We start from the raw sequence: 17,450 nt of genomic DNA, 5'->3' as shown, positions 1-17,450 counted from the left end.
TCATCGTTTCAATCCGACCTTTCAGCCCGCAGCAGCGTGCACGCGCGCTGCGCCAGCTCAGTGCCTTGAGTTTCGGGCAGTTGGCCGAGCAGCGCCGCCAGCACCTGCCGCTCAGCGGGCACGGCGTCGTGGTGTTCGCACAGCTCGACCAGAGCGCGCAGCTCCAGCCACGGTGCCTCCTGGGCGCGCGCCTCCTCGACCGCGCGCCGCACCGCATTGGCGCCGGCATCGGGTCGGCCCTGTTCCCGCGCGATTGCGGCCTCCAGCAGCAACAGCTGAGGCAGGTACACGCGCTCGCCCAGTTCCTCCCCTACCCTCAATGCCTCCTGCAACTCGGCCATCGCACCGTCGAAATCACCGGCCAACAGCAGGGTCTCGGTGGCGTAGCCGAGTACCTCGCTGGCACCAGAGCGCATACCGAGCCCAGTGTGTTCCTCGTAGGCCTCGCGGATGCAGCGGTAGCCGTCGCGCGGCGCGCCGTTGCGTGCGTCGGCCCAGCCACGCCACCAGCGGCAAGCCGTACGCCCCAGTGCCAGCGAATACTCATCGACCAGCACCTGCATCTCGTCGGCCAACGCTGCCACGCGCGCGTGGTTGCCCATCCGCACCTCGATCAACACTTCCTGCCAGGCGGCGACCATCCTCGTCATGGGCTGGCACAGCGCCTGCGCACGAGTCCGCGCCCGCTGCATATGGGCACGGCCCTGCTCGAGCAGGCCGGAACGCACCAGCTCGATGGCCAGCATGCCGTGCAGCATGACCTGGGGATCGGTCGCGAAAATCTCGTTCGCCCCTATATCGAGCGGCTCGGCGAGCGCGAGCGCGCGCTCCAGCCAGCTGCGGGTCGTCTGCGTTCGCCCCTGGAGGTGATGCACCTCGCCCTGCACGATGCACGCGACCAGTGAGAGCGCTGGATCGTTCGCCTCGAACGAAAGGGCTTCGGCGCGCTCCGCCACTGCCAACGCCAGCCCATAGTCACCGCGCAGCCCCAGCAGATAGCCAAACCCGTGCAGCAGGCGACCGCGCATCGGATGTTCGGGAGCGTTCGCCAGCAGCGTGTATGCGCGTTCAAATGCATTCCTGGCCTCGCTGCCGACACCGAGCGTATGGAAGGCCGACACGCCCTGCAGCGTAGCCAGGGTGATCTCCAGTGCATCGCGCTCCGGCCCCTCTGGGGCCTGCTGCAGCAGGACCAACGCACGCTCGGTGAGACCGACGCACGACGCCGGGCTGAAGTGCAGCAGCGCGGTTTCCGCTGCCTCGGCGTAGTAGCGCAGCGCAATCATTGGCTGCCGGGCCCGGTCGAAGTGCATCGCCAGTTCCGAGGCAGCAACCGGCACCCCGGCAGTTCGCTCGTGTTCGAGGGCAGCGCCTACCTGGCGATGCAGGTGGGTGCGCAATGAGCGCGGTGTGCGGTCGTACAGCACCTGACGGAAGAGCGCATGCCGAAACGAGTAGGGCAGCTCCTCCGCCTCTTCACCTTCGCCAGCGCGCGACCGCATGAGCCACACCTGCTCGCGCACCAGCTCCTCACAGGCGTGGGACAGCGAAGCGAGGTCGCTCTCGAGGACCAGCGAAACCGTCTCAACACGGAACTCTGCACCGCACACCGCTGCTGCCGAGAGCAGCGCACGCTGCTCCTGCCCAAGTTTGGCAATGTAGTGATCGATGATGGCCGCCAGATTCTCGGGGACCGCCAGATTCGCCAGTCGAGCCTCGATGGTGACGTCGTCGCCCGCTTGGTCCATGACTTCACTGATGACGGACGACACGAACAGCGGCACACCGTCGGTGCGTTCGTGCAGGGCACGCACGAAGGCTTCATCGCGCGCCAGCGAGGCCGAACGCTGCGCGACATAGTCGGCGACCTCGATCTCCGAGAAGGGATCGAGCACCACTTCCTCGCACAGCCGTTGCAGGCGCAGTTCGTGGCGCAATGAACTGAGCGGATGATCGAGCGCCACCACCTCGGCGACGCGGAAGCTTGCCAGCCACATCAGCCGTGCGCGGCCACGTCGCCGCGCGATGTAATCGATGAGCTGAACAGTCGCCCGATCGCTCCAGTGCAGGTCTTCGGTCACCAGCAACAGCGGCCGCTGCTCCGTGTAGCGGTCCAGCAGTTCGCCCATTTCCCGCAGCATGCGTTCCGGACCAACGCCGGCAAGCTCGCGTCGCAATCCGTCTCGCTCCTCGGCAGTGCTCAGCCACGGCAGTTGCAGCAGCCAGGTCGGTGCGACTGTGCGCAGCAGCGCTGGCAGCGCGGGGTCACTGCGGCACAGATCGGCCAGCGCCTCCAGCACCGGCAGGTAGGGCTCGCCGGCGCCGTAGTGCTCAACGCAATGGCCGCGCGCGCAGGCGACGCCGCCAAGGCCGGAGACGAAATGCTCAATCAACGTGGTCTTGCCAATCCCCGGTTCGCCAGCGAGCCAGACCACTGCGCGCTGGCCGCCGTACGCCCGCTCCCACTCCCGTTGCAGCCTTGCGACCGCATCGGCGCGACCGACGAATGGTGGCGACGGCTGCCCGCCGGCCACCGGAGCCACAGTGGGTTCAGGCAGCAACGTAGCGCCAGGCGACAGCGCGGCGATGAAGCGATAGCCGCGCCGCGACACGGTCTCGATGAAGCGAGGCTGTTTGGGATCGTCACCCAGCGCTGTGCGCAGTTCGCTGATGGCGGTCTTCAGCACCGAATCGCTGACATGCCGGTGGCCCCACACCGCATCAAGCAAGGCATCCTTGCTCAACAGGGAGCCCGGCTGGCGGGCAAGCACACACAGCAGCATGAAGGGTGTGGGCGCCAGCGCCACGGCCTTTCCATGGCGCAATAAACAGGCGTTGGCCTCGTCGAGTTCGAAGTCGACGAAGCGGATCTGGACTGGACTCGGTTGGAGCTGCGGACGCGCCACGCTTGATTCCTGAAATCTAAGACAAAAACACCGTTGTGCCTCGGCAGCTGGGACCTGCTCCGTTGCTCCGATAACAACGCTTATCGATACGCAAGCCAAGCCTCGCCGGTCGGAAACCTGCCAAGCGGCAGGTGGGCAATCGCGCACGACATCTGTCATCGGACCGTTTTAGGCAGAGCCTGCGCGGCCTCGCCCTGGCGGGGGAATGATCCCGCACAAACATGACAAAAACACCAATATTGAAAAATATTTCAATTTTACATACCTTGACCCTGCCTGACGATGAGACCTCGCGTCTCACGATTTCAATCACAACAAGGGCTCGATATGAACAACAAGAAATGCTCCGCACTGCCGCCGGACGTAGTCGATGTACTGGTAGTGGGCTACGGCCCCGCAGGGGCGACACTCGCCGCACTGTTGGGTCGCTATGGCGTAAGCACACTGGTTCTGGACAAGACCCATGAGGTCCTGCTGATGCCCCGAGCCATTGCCCTGGATAACGAAGCGCTCCGCATCCTGCAGCTTGCCGGACTGGCCGAAGACGCTTTCGAGAAGATCGTGATTCCCGAGGTACGCATGCACTCTCCGGTGCTCGGGCAGTTCGCGCGGGCCAATACGGCGGGTTGCATCGACGGCCATCCCAAGCTGGTGACCTTTTACCAACCCGACCTCGAGCATGCGATGCGCGACCGGGTCTCACAGCTCGAATCAGTGACCAGCATGGGCGGGCTCGAACTCGAGAGCCTGTCCGAAGAGCCGGATTGCGTGGTCGCTTCGGTTAAGGACCAGAAAGGCAAGAGACACTTCGTTCGCGCGCGATACCTGGTAGGTGCCGATGGTGCCAGCTCCAGGGTCAGAAGCCTGATCGGCCAGGACTTCGAAGGCGAGACCTATGCCGAAGTCTGGCTGATCGTCGACGCAGGCAACCGGCGCCAATCGGCCATCGATCATGTCGAGTTCCTCTGCGACCCCGAGCGCCCCGCTCCGCATATGCCCGCCCCGGGCGGCCGGGAGCGCTGGGAGTTCATGCTGCACCCAGGCGAAACACGCGAGCAGATGGAATGCCCGGAAAACATCGCCAGGCTGGTCGCCCCGTGGGTCGATTCGCGGGAGCTGCAGATCGAGCGCAAGGCCGTGTATCGATTCCACGCACGCTGCTGCAACAGATTCAGCAAAGGACGAATCTTCCTCGTGGGGGATGCCGCCCACATCACGCCTCCCTTCGTCGGCCAAGGGCTCGTCGCCGGGCTTCGGGATGTTGCCAACCTCGCCTGGAAACTCGCCTGGGTCCTGCGCGGTCAAGCCTCGCCCTCGGTGCTGGACACCTATGACGAGGAGCGCCGCCCCCACGCGAAAGCCATGATCGACATGGCCAAGCTGATGGGCCGCTTGGTGATGCCCAGGAACAAACTGGCAGCCTTCCTGATTCATGGGCTGATGCGCACGCTTACCTTGACGCCATTTACCCGAAAGTACTTCGAGGAGCTGGAGATCAAGCCGAAAAACATCTTCAGGCACGGCCTTTTTGCGCCCTATCACCGCGGCGACAAGCTGGTTCGCGGCGGCCTGTTTCCTCAAGCCTGGGTGCGCAGCGCCAAACAGCAGGTACACTTGAGCGACGAGGCTCTGGGTGACCATCTCACCCTGGTTGGATTCGGTGTCGATCCACTCTCGCTGCTATCCGCTGCCCAGGTCGCATCCTGGGTCAAGCTAGGGGGTAACTTCCTGCAGATCGGAGCATGCGGCCAGCGCCCTGGTGGAAACTACGCATTCATCGAAGATCTCAACCATGCCATCCTGCCGCTGGCGCCCAAGGGCACGCTTGTCGTGGTACGCCCCGACCGCCATGTCATGCACCACGCCCCCAGCAAACAGGCCGCGAAGCTGGTTCAAACCTGCATGGACCTGATGGCCAGCGGCGACTCCACCGCCGACAGTGTTTCCTTTACCATCGGCGAGCCCCTTCGAATGCGAGCCTGAGTATGCCCATCCCCACTCCACCATCAGACCTGGACGAGAACCAGCCTCTCACGCGAGGGCACAAGAAGCGCGAGCGCACGCGTCGCAGCCTGGTGGATGCGGCGCTGCGCCTTATCGCACGCAAGGAGGTGGGCGAAATTGCCCTGCTCGAAGTTGCCGCCGAAGCAGAGGTATCCAACGGCACCATCTACAACTACTTCCGCACCCGCGACGAAGTGCTGGAGGCGGTGGGAATTACCCTGGCAACCGAGTTCTCCGACGCTATCACCGCCCTCAGCACCAACGTAAAAAGCGGTGCCCAGCGGCTTTCGATAGGGGTGCGCATGTTCATCCGCCGCGCCGCCGACGACCACCAATGGGCCAATGCACTGCTGCGCATTATCCATTTCGACCAGGCCATTCGCTCGCGACTGGCCACCCATGTACTTGACGACCTGCGTGAAGGCCGGCGCGAGGGTGCCTTCACGTTCAATGACGAAGGCATCGCCATGGACATCGTGGTGTCTTGCACAACCGGCGCGATGCGTTCGGTCGTCGAGGGTCGCGCGGTGACGGGGCACGATGTGCAGGTCGCAGAGATGGTCCTCAAGGCTCTGGGCACCACCCCCGCCAGGGCCAGGAAGATCGCCGGCCTGCCGTTACCCGCTTCGTCTTGAACCCTTCCGATCAACGTCGGCGGCCTTACACGCCAGCCAAACAGGGACGCAGCCCGAGAAACAACGGGGAGTGCCGGATGGCATCAGGCCACGTACGACACATACGACTGCAAGACAGGATCTCGGCCAGTCGGGTGACACCTACAAGGAGCACTTGATGCACTCAAGCATCTTTTTCGTATGGGTGCTGGCGGCCATTACGGTGGTCGTGCATGCAATCGGCCTGGCCATAATGCTTAGATTTCTGGACCACAGGGGAAATGTTCTCATGACGCGAATCGAGGCCATCAGCACGCGGCTGGTATGGGTTGCCTGCTATATGGTTCTGCTGCATCTGATCGCAATCTCGGTCTGGGGGGCATTCTATGTATGGCAGGGTTGCCTGCCCGATCTCGAAACGGCGTTTTACTTCTCTGGCGTGACCTATGCGACGATTGGTTACGGTGACGTGGTGCTGGCAAAACCCTGGCGATTGTTCGGGTTGATGGAGGGCTTGACCGGCATCCTCATGTGCGGATTATCCACGGGGGTCTTCATCGCGGTGGTCAATCAGATTTATCAGTCTTTCCAAACGAAAATAGTCGACCAACTGCCCTGATAGCGTTCTGACACAGACGTTGAAGCGTTGCTTACCAAGCTCGCGGCCGTACGCGGAGCGGCGACCATCGCTGAAGGGCACAACGAAAGCATGATCTGGCTTCTCGGTGCAGCCGTGGCATCTTCAAAGACCTTGTAGCCATTCCCGATCACCCCGCCACGATTGACACCGTCTGCACGAGGCTCGCTTCTAACGCGAACGCCGCGCCATTCAATGGGCTACTGCGCCGAGCCCACCAGGGTTGCCTCCCGTGCCTGATAGAGCTCGATCGCTGCGTGTGCGTTGAACAGCATACGCGCACGCCCAAGCTTCTCGTCGAAGCCAGCACGTCGCACCATCTCAAGTACGCCGGGATTCAACCCCGCCAGCCAGAGACTGGTGCCTAGCTCGGTCAGGTGTTTCTCGCCCTCCATCAGCACCTGCAGTGCCGAGTACTCGATATCGGGCACTGCACTCATGTCCCAGACGACCACACGCGGCTTGTACTGCGCCTCCAGCGCAATGATTTGCTCCTTCACATAATCCGCGTTGAGGAAGAAGAGGTTTCCCTCCGACCGCACCATCAGCAGCCCCTCGAAAGTCTCGTCATCGTGGTGCTCCCCTGACAAGGGGCGTAACACGTCGGTCCCTCGCTTGCGCCCAAGGACATACACGTGCGGACGGGCGATCTGGTAAGCCAGGCTGACCAAAGATACGACGATCGCCACTGTGATCCCCTGCAACGTGCCAAGTAGCAATACTCCGAGCACGGCTACGAGCGCCCAGTAGAATTCCATGGGGCGCACCTTGCGAATGGCCAGGAGCTCTCGCGGCTGGATCAGCCCGACCGAGAAGTAGATGACGATGGCCGCCAGTGTGGCGTGAGGTAGAAACTCGAGTAGCCCGGAGAGTAGCAGCATAGTGGCGAAAGCCACGCCGGCTGTGACGATCGAGACCACCTGAGAATGCCCTCCGGTGGCGCGTACAACAGCCGTCTGAGAGGTGCCACCACCTGCCGGCATTGCGCCGAGTAGTGCACCTGCAAGATTACCGAGACCGGTGGCGATCAGCTCGCGATTAGCATTTATGGGTGGATCGCCTGGCCGGACAAAGGCGCGCCCTGCCGCAATCGTTTCGGTAAAACTCATCAGGGCAATCCCAAGTGCGCCCGGCAACATCTTCTCGATCAAGGCAAGATCGGGCAACACCAATGATGGTAACCCTTGTGTAATCACACCAACCGTCGAAACTCCCTGAGCCTGCAGACCGAAGTACCATGAGGCAACAATGCTGCCACCAACCACAATCAACGGTGCAGGCGAGTGTCCCCACAAGCGCTCAATTGCAATGAGCATCAGGAGCGCCGCTGCAGATACCACAAAGGTGATCAAGGAACTCTCTGGCACCTGATGCACAATGCTGAGCAAGTCGACAAAAAAACTTTGTTTGCTGATGGAGATACCCAAGAGCTTTGGCACCTGGTCCAGCACGATGACAAGACCGACCCCCGCTTTGAAGCCGCTCAATACAGGGGAGGAAATGAAGTTCGCGAGAAACCCCAGACCTATCAGTCGGGCCAGGAGCAGCATCATGCCAACCAGTACAGTCAGCGTTGCAGTTGCCGTGATCAGCTTCCCCGGGTCGCCGTCCGGTACGGCCATGCCGATCTGTGCACCAACCAGGATCGCCAGCGTAGCAGTCGAGCTGACGCTGAGTACTCGCGATGTTCCTAAGAGTGCGTAAATCAGCATCGGGACGAAGGCCGTATACAGACCGACGGCAACAGGTAGACCCGCGACCGTCGCGTAGGCCATTGCTTTGGGCAGTACGACCGCCGCAGCTGTAAGCCCCGACACGACGTCGAGGCGCAGTGGCGCAGCGTCGGTGTGAGCTGCCTTCGAAGTCTTCAGATGCGGGTCCACACGGTCTCTCTCGGCTGGTTCAGTTGCTGGGAACACCAAATGATTCGATTACCAATGTGCAGCACGCCGCCGATGACCCCCAATGGGGCAACACGCTGCTGCGCATCACTCCAGTCAGTCAGGCCATGCGCTCGAGATTGGCCAAGCTGATACTTGATCACTTGTGCGAAGGCCACCATGAATTCGCCTTCATTTTCGCGGAAGCTGGCATTGATCCGGACACGGTGTGCCCTGCACGACCGGAGCCATGTGCTAGGTCATCAAAGGGCGAGCGCTGCCGAGCCTATTGGCATGAAGTCGGCTGGGCGCGCTGGAATGCATCCATTCTCCCATGATGGGCACCTGCTTCTGGGCGAGCAGGTAAAAAACCGTCAAGCATGGCTGCACCTGCGCGCTACCGCGGCCTCACAAGCCATCCTTGTCGAGGTGATCGAAATCGACGGGCTCACCCGTCCGCGCGCCGAGCTGCTGGCGGATATCCTCGAACATGGCGTCGTAGTCAGTGTGCTCGGGCATGATCGGGCCGGCGTTGAGTGGCAGGCCGTGTTTGACCAATGCCTTGGTTATCGGGCTGGCAAAGTTGAAGGCGGTATCGCGATGCAGATCGAATTCTTCGCAGAACTCGCGCCCACCGATGGTGCCGACCACCTTGAAATGCATCAGTACGCCTTCGACCGGGTCGCGGCGGACCTCGTAGAACACGTCGATGTCGAACTTCGGTAGGTGCGGCCTGTCGAGTGGAGTGGTGAGATGCAGATGGCCTGGTTTGAACATGCTTGCCCCTTTGGTATGGCAGAACGAATGGACGACAGTTTCTTGGGAGGTAGCTGCGCTTGCTGCATTTTGTTCAAAAGGGTCAACCACCGCTGGCGTTCATGAAGCGTAGCACCTTCACCTCGCCGCCAACGCTGAATTCGTGGCGCAACGGCTTGCGCGCCAGGCCGGCGTGGAGCGCCTGCAACAAGGGCGCATCGCTTTGCGGATGGCGGCGCAGCAGGGCGCGCAGGTCGATGGAGTTCTCGTGCCCGAGGCACAGCAACAGGCGCCCTTCTACGGTCAGGCGCACGCGGTTGCAGGTGCCGCAGAAGTTGTGGCTGTGCGGTGAGATAAAGCCGATACGGCTTGCAGGGAAATCCCTGACGCGCACATAGCGCGCCGGCCCGCCACTCTGCTCGGCACTATCGAGCAGGCTGTAGCGCTCGGCGATACGCTCGCGCACCCAGTCGCTGGAGCAGTAGCTTTCGCCACGCGAGCGGCCCACCTCGCCCAGCGGCATCTCCTCGATAAAGCTGATGTCCAGACCGCGGTTCACCGCATATTCGACCAGGTCGAGCACCTCGTCGGCATTGCGCCCCTGCATCACCACGGCATTGAGCTTGATCCGGGCAAAGCCGGCGGCGCTCGCCGCGTCGATGCCGGCCAGCACCTGGGCCAAGTCGCCGGTACGGGTAATCGCCCGAAAGCGTTGTGCATCAAGGCTGTCCAGGCTGATATTGAGGCGCTGGACCCCGGCATCGACCAGCGGCTGCGCCAGCTTGACCAGCTGCGAGCCGTTGCTGGTCATCACCAGTTCGCGCAGCCCCGGCAAGGCGGCGATCTGCGCGCACAGCTGGACGATGCCCTTGCGCACCAGCGGCTCGCCGCCGGTGAGGCGGATCTTTTTCACCCCGTTACGCACGAACAGCGCCGCCAAGCGATACAACTCCTCCAGGCCGAGTACCTGCTGACGCGGCAGGAAAGTCATCTCCTCGGCCATGCAGTAAACACAGCGGAAGTCGCAGCGATCAGTCACCGACATGCGAAGGTAATCGATGCTGCGACCGAAGCCATCCTGCAGAATGCTATCCATCACACTGGATTGGAGGCGGCCGGGCGCAGGCAAAGCAGCCGTTCGGCCACTGTCATGCCGACACCACCCGCGTGCGCTGCTGGCCGAGATCCAGCGCGCCGTCGTCGGTACTAATGCTCAGAGCCATGACATCGCTGGGTTGCAGGTAGAGCGGATTCTTCTTGGCCTTGGCGATGAAGGCCTTCCATTTCCCGGCATCGGACATGAAATGCTTGAGAATGAACATGACCAGCTTGCCGGGTGCCTTTGCGGCGCAGCCGGCCGGTGTCCCGGTCGCCACCAGGTCACCGGCGTGCATGCCATGCAGCGACGCCAGTTCAGTCAGCGTCTGATGCGGCTTGAACAGCATTTCGCCGCAGTAGGCTTGCTGCCGGGCGATTCCGTTGACCGTCAGGGTCATCTTCAGCTCGCGCCAGCGCTGCCACTCCAGGGGTTCGAGCAGGAGCAGCACCGGGCCGACCGGACCAAAAGTCTGGTAGCTCTTGCCCTTGTAGAACTGGCCCTGAGGCAGTTGGACATCGCGGGCCGAGACGTCGTTGACGATGGTCACGCCGGCCAGGACCTCGTGAAGCTTGTCCGGCGTGACAACCTCACCGGGAACCAGATCGCGCCCGAGGACCAGCCCCAGTTCAATCTCGTAGTCCAGCAGTTTCACATGGGAGGGACGCACTACGTCGTCGTACGGGCCGCTGATGCAAGAGGGCGCTTTGGTGAAGATCGTATTGAACGGGAAGTTCTTCGGATCAAGGCCAGACTCCCGCACATGGCTCTCGTAATTGACGCCCTGGCAGATGAATTGCTGGTTCGAGGTGACCGGCGGCAGGACGCGGACGCTGCCCAGTTCGAGCGTTGCCTGGGCCGGCGTGAGCTGACGAGCGGCCTCGCGCCCGTTCTGGATGAGGTCGGCGGTGGTCGGGTAGCTGCCGTCCAGCGGTGCAACCTTTTCGCCGAAGACGACACCCCAGCGGGGATCGGTGTCGGCAGGTGCCTTGGCAGGGATGAAGCGGATAAGGGCGATAGCCATGGATCAAGTCCTTGTGTGTCGAATTCAGAGCCAGGGACGCGCTGGGGTATCGAGCGTCTTGCCGATGATGCGTAGCTTGGCCAGGGTCAGGCGCCCCTGGCGGATAAGCTTCAATGCCCGCCAGACGAGGCCCAGAGACTTGGCCGGGAAGATCTTCTTGGGCGCGTCGTCCCCCCAGGCCCAGATGCTGCCCGTCGAGAACGGCACGTAGCGCGTCTCGTGGTCGGCGGTGAATACGTCGCCGTCGGTGTAGTGCTCGAAGTCGAAGCCGTCCGCATCTTTCCAGTAGTCGAAGAGCTGGCTGCCGAGCAGGTGCCGGCCGATGCCCCAGAAGTGCTTGTGGCCACGGGCATGCATGACTTGCTGCCCCTGTCCCAAGGCGTCGAGGTCGATCACTTCCCAGGCGCTGTGTTCGTAACGCGGCTGGAGAGCGCTCGCCATGACGAAGGTATGGTGATCCGCCGGCTGGTCGCCCAGGTCCAGGCGGAAGAAAGTGACCAGCGGGGAGCCGTCCTCCAGGTACTGAACGTCCGTCGGAATGAGGCCGAGGTGGCGCATGTACCACTCGGACATCACCTCGAAGTTGCTGGTCTGATAGACAACGTGCCCCAGGCGACCGACCAGCGCCGGCTCGATGGGCGAACGAACCGTACGATTCACCCGCTGGATCTCGCCTAGTACGTTCATATCCCGATGGATCGGCGGCCGGGTCGGCAACGCCGGCACCGAATCCCAGTCGGTGATCAACCACAGTTCAGTGCCGTCCGGGTCATTGAGTGTGACGCCGCGCCCGCCGCCAGGAATGCGCTCGGGCGACAGCGGCCTGGCATTGCTTTCGCGTTCCAGCCGCGCGAAATCGGTGTCAGCCGGAACCACGAAGACCGAGCCGACGAAGCGCGAGGTCTCGGCCTTGGTAGCGACCAGGATGGCCGGCGCCGTCCCGGCACCGCGCAGTACCAGTTGCTCCGCGGTGCGCGACGCCGTCACCAGGCCGAAATCGTTCCAGAAGCGCTCAGCCTCGACGAGATCCTTCTTTTCGAAACGAAGGAAGGCCAGCTGCGTAGCCTTCTGCCAGGCCTTCGGCCGGACCAGCTTCTTGACGTGGGCGGGCGCCGCGCTTTCCGGATATTCCGGCGGCACGCTCAGTTCCTGGGTGTGATTCATACGGCTTGCTCCTCAATGCATTCCTGATGGCTGCTCACCAGCCGGATCTCGCCGAGATAGAGGCTTTCGTCGATGTCGCAGTCGCGCTGCGCCTCGCCCAGGCCGTGGCGGACTTCAATGCGATAGCCGCCGCTTTTCTTGGCCAGGCCACCAAAGCGGAAGTCGCCAAAGGCATCGCTGTGGGTGACCACGATGGGTTTCCCGTTCTGCAGAAGCGTGACTTCGGCACCGGCGACGCAATCGACCACGCCGTCAACGCTGGCGCTGAGGCTGCCGCCGATGAAGCAGGTGTCCCAGCGCTCCAGGCCCCGGTAATAGACTCTGGGTTTGGCCTTCAATTTGGGCAGCAGAACTTGCAAGCCTTCCTGGCGTGCCTTCTGCTGCATTGCCACGTCGTCCAGCTTCACCGCCTCGAACACGTCCGTTGGGCACACCTGCTGGCAACGCGGGCCTTTCCAGTCGTCGTCGAGCAGATGAGCGTCGAAGATCCAGGTCTGCGGCAGCTGCTGTTCCTCGTTCCAGACGATGGCCCTGTAGGGACAGGAGCGGACGATGTCCTTGCGCCCCTTGGCCTTCACCGGATCGATCACGACGATGCCGTCAGCACGCTTGCTGATCGCGTCGCCGCCGACCTTCATGCACGGCGCATCGTCGCAGTGGTTGCACATCACCGGCAGGTAGGTCGTCTCGACCATCGGCGCCGCCCCCTGCACGCGCCGCAGGATGCGGATCGGTGCCTCGTCGGCGAGGGAGGCCGGGGCCGCATAGCCCGGATAGTCGTTGCCAACGTGCTCGTCCCGCTCGGCGAGCACGCAGTTGTAGCAGTTCTCGCAACGCCCCACGTTGATGATCAGATTCCACTTACTCATGGGCGACTCCTGCTTCGACACGGCTGCGCTTGAACGCGTCGGCGCCTTGCCATTTTTCGATCTGAACCAGGCATGAGTTCGGGCTCATGCTGCTGGTCCCCTTCGTTTGCGGCCGATCCGGGGTGAGGATGTTCAGGCAGCCGCCGATTTCGACGGTCTCGCCGGCAACGTTCACCATTTGGAACTCGGCGCTGGCCTCGTAGGACTTGACCACCCCCGGCACCACCAGGGCCGACACGTCAGCGGCACAAATCACCGCCCCGCGGTCGTTGTAGATCTTGACCAAGTCGCGCTGCGCAATGCCGCGCGCCTCTGCATCGGCAGGGCTGATTCGCAGCAGCCAGAAATCGTGGCCGTCGATTCGGGCGCGATGGTCTGCCACCCGACTGGTCACGCCGTTCTTGCCGTCGCTGGAGGTGTGGAAGCTGTAGCGCGAATGGGTCGCGATCATCTGCAGCGGATACTTGCCGACCAGCTCGGTCGTTCCCAGGCCTTCCCAGGACGGGATATAGCGGTTGAGCGCCGGCCGCTCGGGATTGTCCTTGGTGTGGCGTTTGAGAGTTTCGGGAACGAACTCCAGCTTGCCGCTGGGCGTCTGCAAACCCTTGCCAAACTCTTCGGCCCACTGCGACGGCAGCGGAAACGGCTCCGGCAGGTCCTTGGGACGGCCTTCGGCGAACCAGCGCATGTCGACCGGCGGACGCAGTTCGGGCCTTTCCGGCGGCACGACGTAATAGCCCTTGCGGCAGAACTCGCGCCAGGAGATGTGATCCGGCAGGTCGGATGAGTCGAACACCCGCTTGACCCAATCGAGCTCGCTGCAACCTTCGGTGAACACCCCGCCCAAGCCCAGGCGCTCGAGGATGGCCGCGAAAATGTCGTAGTCCGAACGAGACTCGCCGAGCGGTTCGATGCATTTGTGCTGCAGCGTCACCAGGCGGTGATTGACCAGGGTGTAGCCGTGGTGGGCGTAACCGCCGGAATTGCACCATTCGCCGATGTCCCAGCGCTCGAGCTGGGTGCAGGCCGGCAGAATGATGTCGGCGAACTGGGCCTCGCCCTCCATCCAGATGGACTGGTTCACGACGAACTCGATGCTGTCGTGACGGTAGGCCTCGACCCAGCGGCCGGATTTCGTCACGGTGCTGAACGACGAACCGCCGTAGCGGTAGATCATGTGGATGGGCGAATAGCCCGCCATCGGATAGGTGAAGGGGGCGAACTGCGCCTCCTGCGACATGCCGTCCCACAGATAGCCGGTAGCATGGCCGTTGATGATGGCGTCGGGCAATTGCTGCCGCGGCACCAGCTGCTTGACCGGGTTCATGGTCAGGATGTGGGGCATGCGCTGATAGTTGTTTACGGCGTTGCCGGTCCACATCAGTTCGCCGGATATCCCGCCATCGGCATAGCCGGGGAAGTAGAAATGATGGTCCACCGGCGAGCCGATCTGCAGGCAACCGAAATTGACGCCCGGTTTTCCCCAGCCCTGCATGGCCATCATCATGATCATGCAGCGCGCCCACTGCTGCCCGGTCGCGCCGCGACCGGCGCCGCCGAATCCGGCCCCGGTCATGCCGGTCGCCAGATAGACTTTGCGGTTACCCCACTTGCGGGCCAGGGCGCGCACGTCCTTGGCCGGTACACCGGTTTCGCCTTCCTGCCACTCTGGGGTTTTGGCGATGCCGTCGGCCTCGCCCAGCAGGTAGCGCTTCCATTCGTCGAAGCCGGTGGTGCGGGTCGCAACGTAATCCGCGTCGTACAAGCCTTCGACAGCCCACACGTACATGATGGCCGTGGCCAGGGCGGCATCGGTCTGCGGGCGGATCGGAATCCAGCGCCCGCCGAGCAATTGCGCGGTGGGGTTGTTATGCGGATCGATATGGACGAACTCGATGCCCAGTTCCTTGGCCCAAAGCCGGCGGGTCGTGCCCTCGAAGCCGGCATAGGCGCCGTTGGTGCTCTCCGGATCGCAGGACCAGAAGACCATCATCTCGGCTTCCTTCAGGCAGTCCTCGACGGCGCCATAGCCGGCCGGCACGCCGACACGCATGGAATTGCCGAAATGGTGCATGGCGCCCCAGTACCAGCCCTCCCAGCTGTCAGGGTTGGCGGCAACGCGGGTGAAACCGATCAGGTTGGCGAAACGCATCAGCGAGCTGAGGTAATAGCCGACATTGCCCCACTGGTGGTGGGATGACATTGGGAAGGTGATCGAGCCCGGCCCGTGGACGCGCTTTTGCCGGTTGATTTCCTTGGCGACGATGCTCAGCGCTTCGTCCCAGCTGATGGGCACATAGCCCGACTTGCCGCGGTTATGCGGGTTGCGCTCGCCGTCCGGGTCGAAATCGACCCGCTTCATCGGTTGCAGAATGCGCTTGTCCGAATAAACCAGGGATTTGAGCGACAGGGCATGGGGCGCTACCAGAGCGCGGCGTTTGGGCCGGAAGGTCTTGCCGCGCGCCTGCAACTCCCAGCTCGGCGCATCCTTCTCATCCAGCTCCAGCGGCGTGACGCGCTGGATGCGCCCGCCCTTCACATAAATGAACAGCGGGCCGCCGTTGGTGCAGGTGGTGTAGCGCCGGGTGCCGTCGCGCATCGGCAGGCCCATCTCCAACCCGACCGTCTGGCTGAGGTTGAGCGTCTGGGTGAACCACACCACCAGGGGGTCCGGCCCTTTGGCGACGACCTTGAAGTTCTTGGCGGCGTGGACGATCTCGCCCATGTCCGGATTGGGCGAGAGGAATTTCAGGGCCGTTGGCAGGTCCTTGAACAGCATGCTGACATCCGCCTCTGCCGCCTTGCCAACGCGCGAGAACACTTTACCGCCGCGGATTTCGAGGAAGCGGCCGATGCTGCCGTCCTGAAGGCCGATATAGACGGTGCAGTTCTTCTGCTTGAGCCGCGCGTGAAATTGCGGATGTTTGCGGGCAGTGAAGCCAAGTACCTTTGGTAAAGCGAACAATATTGTTTTTAGAAGTATTTTTTTCATTCAGGTTGCCACTGGTGTTGGGGTTTCGAGGCACTACGCCAGGACGACTTCTCGGCGCCAGTGCGTCCTCTTTCAGGTTCGCCTCCCTCCATCCGGCGATTGCTGTCCGCCCGCTGGGCTCACAAGCCGGAGAGGGCCGGCTCCCTGGGTTGATTGCTTGAGAACGCAGCAACTCCCGACGGGTTGAAACAGATGGATCCGGGTGTTTCGAGTGCTCACTAGGCTTGGCCAATCCATTGTCTGTAGCGTTTCGCCTGACGACGGGACTTCAGCTGGTTGCCGATCAACGCCATGAGCGGCGAAGTCCTTGGCCTTGCTCGTTTCCCCTGGCTCAGTAACCCGAGTTGCTTCTTGACCACCGATGCGACAGCAAGCGATGCCAACGCCCTGTTCTTCCAGCGGACGACGATGGGCTCCACTTCGGCGTCTTGCCCCTCCTTCCACTGGCTGGGCAGGGTCGGTTCGATAGCCAGCGCAGTGGCGAGCCCAACCACCGCCACCGAACCGCCCACCACTCGCTCCGCGACCTCCTTTCGGCGCACGCCGCCGGTGACCATCAACGGCATGTGCGCGACATCCCGATTCTTTCTGCGAACTCGAGAAAATAGGCATCTCGAACCAAGAGATGAACACGCGTGTTCAATTAAGTCAATATGCATGAGCTCATAGACCTTCCCCATCTCGGCTGATTAGCTCATAAAGCCTCGCCTTGAAGCCCTTAGAACATTCTCAACATGGAAGTCCAGGCTATCCCTTCAAAAACCATGTTGACGACAACAGAACACGCGTGTTCAATCTAGCCATGAGCAATCTTGGAGAAAAAGCGTGGAATCCCTGAATCCGACACAGCGCCGCATTCATCAGGCTGCCTTTCGCCTGTTCGCTGCAAAAGGCACCTCCCAAGTGAACATCCTCGACCTTGCGCAAGAGGCAGGAGTCGCGCGCGGAACCATCTACAGCAACGTTGAGAGCATGGAGAGCCTGTTCGAGACGGTCGCCGGCCACCTCGCAGGGGAGATGCATGAACGTGTCAAGAAGAGCTTCGACACCCTGTCCGACCCGGCTCAACGCCTTGCCAACGGCATCCGATTTTTCATTCGTCGCGCTCACGAGGACTCCCAGTGGGGGGCATTCATCCATAAGTTCGCCATGAGCAATGCGTCGCTGCGCGAAATGTTCGCCAGCCAAGCGACTACAGACCTCCTGAGTGGACTCTCCAGTGGGCGATACAGGTTTCAGCAGGAGCAATTGCTCTCAGTCATGACACTGATTTCGAGCAGCGTCCTGGGCTCTATTTTCCTGGTGCTGGAAGGGCACAAGACGTGGCGCGAATCAGGTACTGACACGGCTGAGTTCGTCCTCCGAGCGTTGGGTGTGCCGCCAGAGGAGGCTCGTGAGTTGGCGACAAAGGAGTTGCCGGCACTCCCCCTGCTCGACTGATTTCGTAACTGGGCCAATCCAACAACACCCCCGGCATTTCAGGGGTGCGGGATCGGCTTTGCTCCAAA

14 protein-coding genes are annotated in these 17,450 nt (G+C 62.3%); 4 read left to right on the top strand and 10 right to left on the bottom strand.

All coding sequences use genetic code 11. From position 1 onward, the window contains the following. Nucleotides 1–8: 8 nt before the first annotated feature. Entirely contained in the window at nt 9–2,906 is a 2,898-nt protein-coding gene (locus E8F11_RS23630; protein WP_280291336.1) for an AAA family ATPase, read from the bottom strand. A 327-nt stretch (nt 2,907–3,233) separates the two neighbouring features. Here E8F11_RS23630 and E8F11_RS23625 point away from each other — a divergent pair, with 327 nt between their 5' ends. The 3 genes from E8F11_RS23625 to E8F11_RS23615 all read left to right on the top strand — a co-directional run bounded on the left by E8F11_RS23625 (nt 3,234) and on the right by E8F11_RS23615 (nt 6,143). Continuing rightward, nucleotides 3,234–4,889 carry a bifunctional 3-(3-hydroxy-phenyl)propionate/3-hydroxycinnamic acid hydroxylase gene (locus tag E8F11_RS23625; RefSeq protein WP_280291334.1) on the top strand — a complete coding sequence of 552 codons (1,656 nt, stop codon included), beginning with the start codon at nt 3,234–3,236 and terminating at the stop codon, nt 4,887–4,889. 2 nt (nt 4,890–4,891) lie between these two features. Further along, on the top strand, nt 4,892–5,545 hold the full coding sequence (locus tag E8F11_RS23620) for a TetR/AcrR family transcriptional regulator (RefSeq protein WP_280291333.1): 654 nt from the start codon (nt 4,892–4,894) through the stop codon (nt 5,543–5,545). Nucleotides 5,546–5,702: 157 nt separating this feature from the next. Next, the gene (locus E8F11_RS23615; protein WP_280291332.1) at nt 5,703–6,143 is read left to right on the top strand and encodes a potassium channel family protein; all 441 of its coding nucleotides are present in this window, start codon (nt 5,703–5,705) and stop codon (nt 6,141–6,143) included. A 218-nt stretch (nt 6,144–6,361) separates the two neighbouring features. Here E8F11_RS23615 and E8F11_RS23610 read toward each other — a convergent pair whose 3' ends face one another. From E8F11_RS23610 to E8F11_RS23570, 9 genes are all read right to left on the bottom strand, one after another. Further along, complete coding sequence (locus E8F11_RS23610) at nt 6,362–8,044, bottom strand: SulP family inorganic anion transporter (RefSeq protein WP_280291331.1); 1,683 nt, start codon at nt 8,042–8,044, stop codon at nt 6,362–6,364. Then, entirely contained in the window at nt 8,029–8,223 is a 195-nt protein-coding gene (locus E8F11_RS23605) for a hypothetical protein (RefSeq protein WP_280291330.1), read from the bottom strand. The genes E8F11_RS23610 and E8F11_RS23605 overlap by 16 nt, the downstream gene beginning before the upstream one ends. A 226-nt stretch (nt 8,224–8,449) precedes the next feature. Then, a complete protein-coding gene (locus tag E8F11_RS23600) occupies nt 8,450–8,818 on the bottom strand; it encodes a DUF5064 family protein (RefSeq protein ID WP_280291328.1) in 369 nt (122 codons plus the stop codon). Nucleotides 8,819–8,900: 82 nt separating this feature from the next. Next, nucleotides 8,901–9,893: a GTP 3',8-cyclase MoaA gene (moaA, locus tag E8F11_RS23595; protein WP_280291327.1), complete on the bottom strand. Its 993-nt coding sequence runs from the start codon at nt 9,891–9,893 to the stop codon at nt 8,901–8,903. Nucleotides 9,894–9,945: 52 nt separating this feature from the next. Beyond that, nucleotides 9,946–10,917: a fumarylacetoacetate hydrolase family protein gene (locus E8F11_RS23590; RefSeq protein ID WP_280291326.1), complete on the bottom strand. Its 972-nt coding sequence runs from the start codon at nt 10,915–10,917 to the stop codon at nt 9,946–9,948. A 24-nt stretch (nt 10,918–10,941) separates the two neighbouring features. Beyond that, a complete protein-coding gene (locus E8F11_RS23585; protein WP_280291325.1) occupies nt 10,942–12,081 on the bottom strand; it encodes a VOC family protein in 1,140 nt (379 codons plus the stop codon). Further along, nucleotides 12,078–12,950, bottom strand: coding sequence for a 4Fe-4S dicluster domain-containing protein (locus tag E8F11_RS23580; RefSeq protein ID WP_280291323.1), 873 nt, complete (start codon nt 12,948–12,950; stop codon nt 12,078–12,080). Before E8F11_RS23580 ends, E8F11_RS23585 begins: the two co-directional genes overlap by 4 nt. Then, on the bottom strand, nt 12,943–15,915 hold the full coding sequence (locus E8F11_RS23575; protein ID WP_280291322.1) for a molybdopterin-dependent oxidoreductase: 2,973 nt from the start codon (nt 15,913–15,915) through the stop codon (nt 12,943–12,945). The genes E8F11_RS23580 and E8F11_RS23575 overlap by 8 nt, the downstream gene beginning before the upstream one ends. Before the next feature lie 245 nt (nt 15,916–16,160). After that, the gene (locus E8F11_RS23570) at nt 16,161–16,508 is read right to left on the bottom strand and encodes a hypothetical protein (RefSeq protein ID WP_280291320.1); all 348 of its coding nucleotides are present in this window, start codon (nt 16,506–16,508) and stop codon (nt 16,161–16,163) included. A gap of 259 nt (nt 16,509–16,767) precedes the next feature. Here E8F11_RS23570 and E8F11_RS23565 point away from each other — a divergent pair, with 259 nt between their 5' ends. Beyond that, nucleotides 16,768–17,382, top strand: coding sequence for a TetR/AcrR family transcriptional regulator (locus E8F11_RS23565; RefSeq protein ID WP_280291319.1), 615 nt, complete (start codon nt 16,768–16,770; stop codon nt 17,380–17,382). Nucleotides 17,383–17,450 lie beyond the last annotated feature (68 nt).

Source organism: Pseudomonas sp. BN417, assembly GCF_029871205.1.
Taxonomy (GTDB): Bacteria; Pseudomonadota; Gammaproteobacteria; order Pseudomonadales; family Pseudomonadaceae; genus Metapseudomonas.
This window is presented reverse-complemented; position numbering and strand designations above follow the sequence as displayed.

Bases quoted from the DNA above. Each gene is read 5' to 3' on its own strand.
- E8F11_RS23620 (WP_280291333.1), top strand. From the start codon at position 4,892: ATGCCCATCCCCACTCCACCATCAGACCTGGACGAGAACCAGCCTCTC.
- E8F11_RS23615 (WP_280291332.1), top strand. From the start codon at position 5,703: ATGCACTCAAGCATCTTTTTCGTATGGGTGCTGGCGGCCATTACGGTG.
- E8F11_RS23605 (WP_280291330.1), bottom strand. From the start codon at position 8,223: ATGGTGGCCTTCGCACAAGTGATCAAGTATCAGCTTGGCCAATCTCGA.
- E8F11_RS23580 (WP_280291323.1), bottom strand. From the start codon at position 12,950: ATGAGTAAGTGGAATCTGATCATCAACGTGGGGCGTTGCGAGAACTGC.
- E8F11_RS23590 (WP_280291326.1), bottom strand. From the start codon at position 10,917: ATGGCTATCGCCCTTATCCGCTTCATCCCTGCCAAGGCACCTGCCGAC.
- E8F11_RS23600 (WP_280291328.1), bottom strand. From the start codon at position 8,818: ATGTTCAAACCAGGCCATCTGCATCTCACCACTCCACTCGACAGGCCG.
- E8F11_RS23585 (WP_280291325.1), bottom strand. From the start codon at position 12,081: ATGAATCACACCCAGGAACTGAGCGTGCCGCCGGAATATCCGGAAAGC.
- E8F11_RS23570 (WP_280291320.1), bottom strand. From the start codon at position 16,508: ATGCCGTTGATGGTCACCGGCGGCGTGCGCCGAAAGGAGGTCGCGGAG.
- E8F11_RS23625 (WP_280291334.1), top strand. From the start codon at position 3,234: ATGAACAACAAGAAATGCTCCGCACTGCCGCCGGACGTAGTCGATGTA.
- moaA (WP_280291327.1), bottom strand. From the start codon at position 9,893: ATGGATAGCATTCTGCAGGATGGCTTCGGTCGCAGCATCGATTACCTT.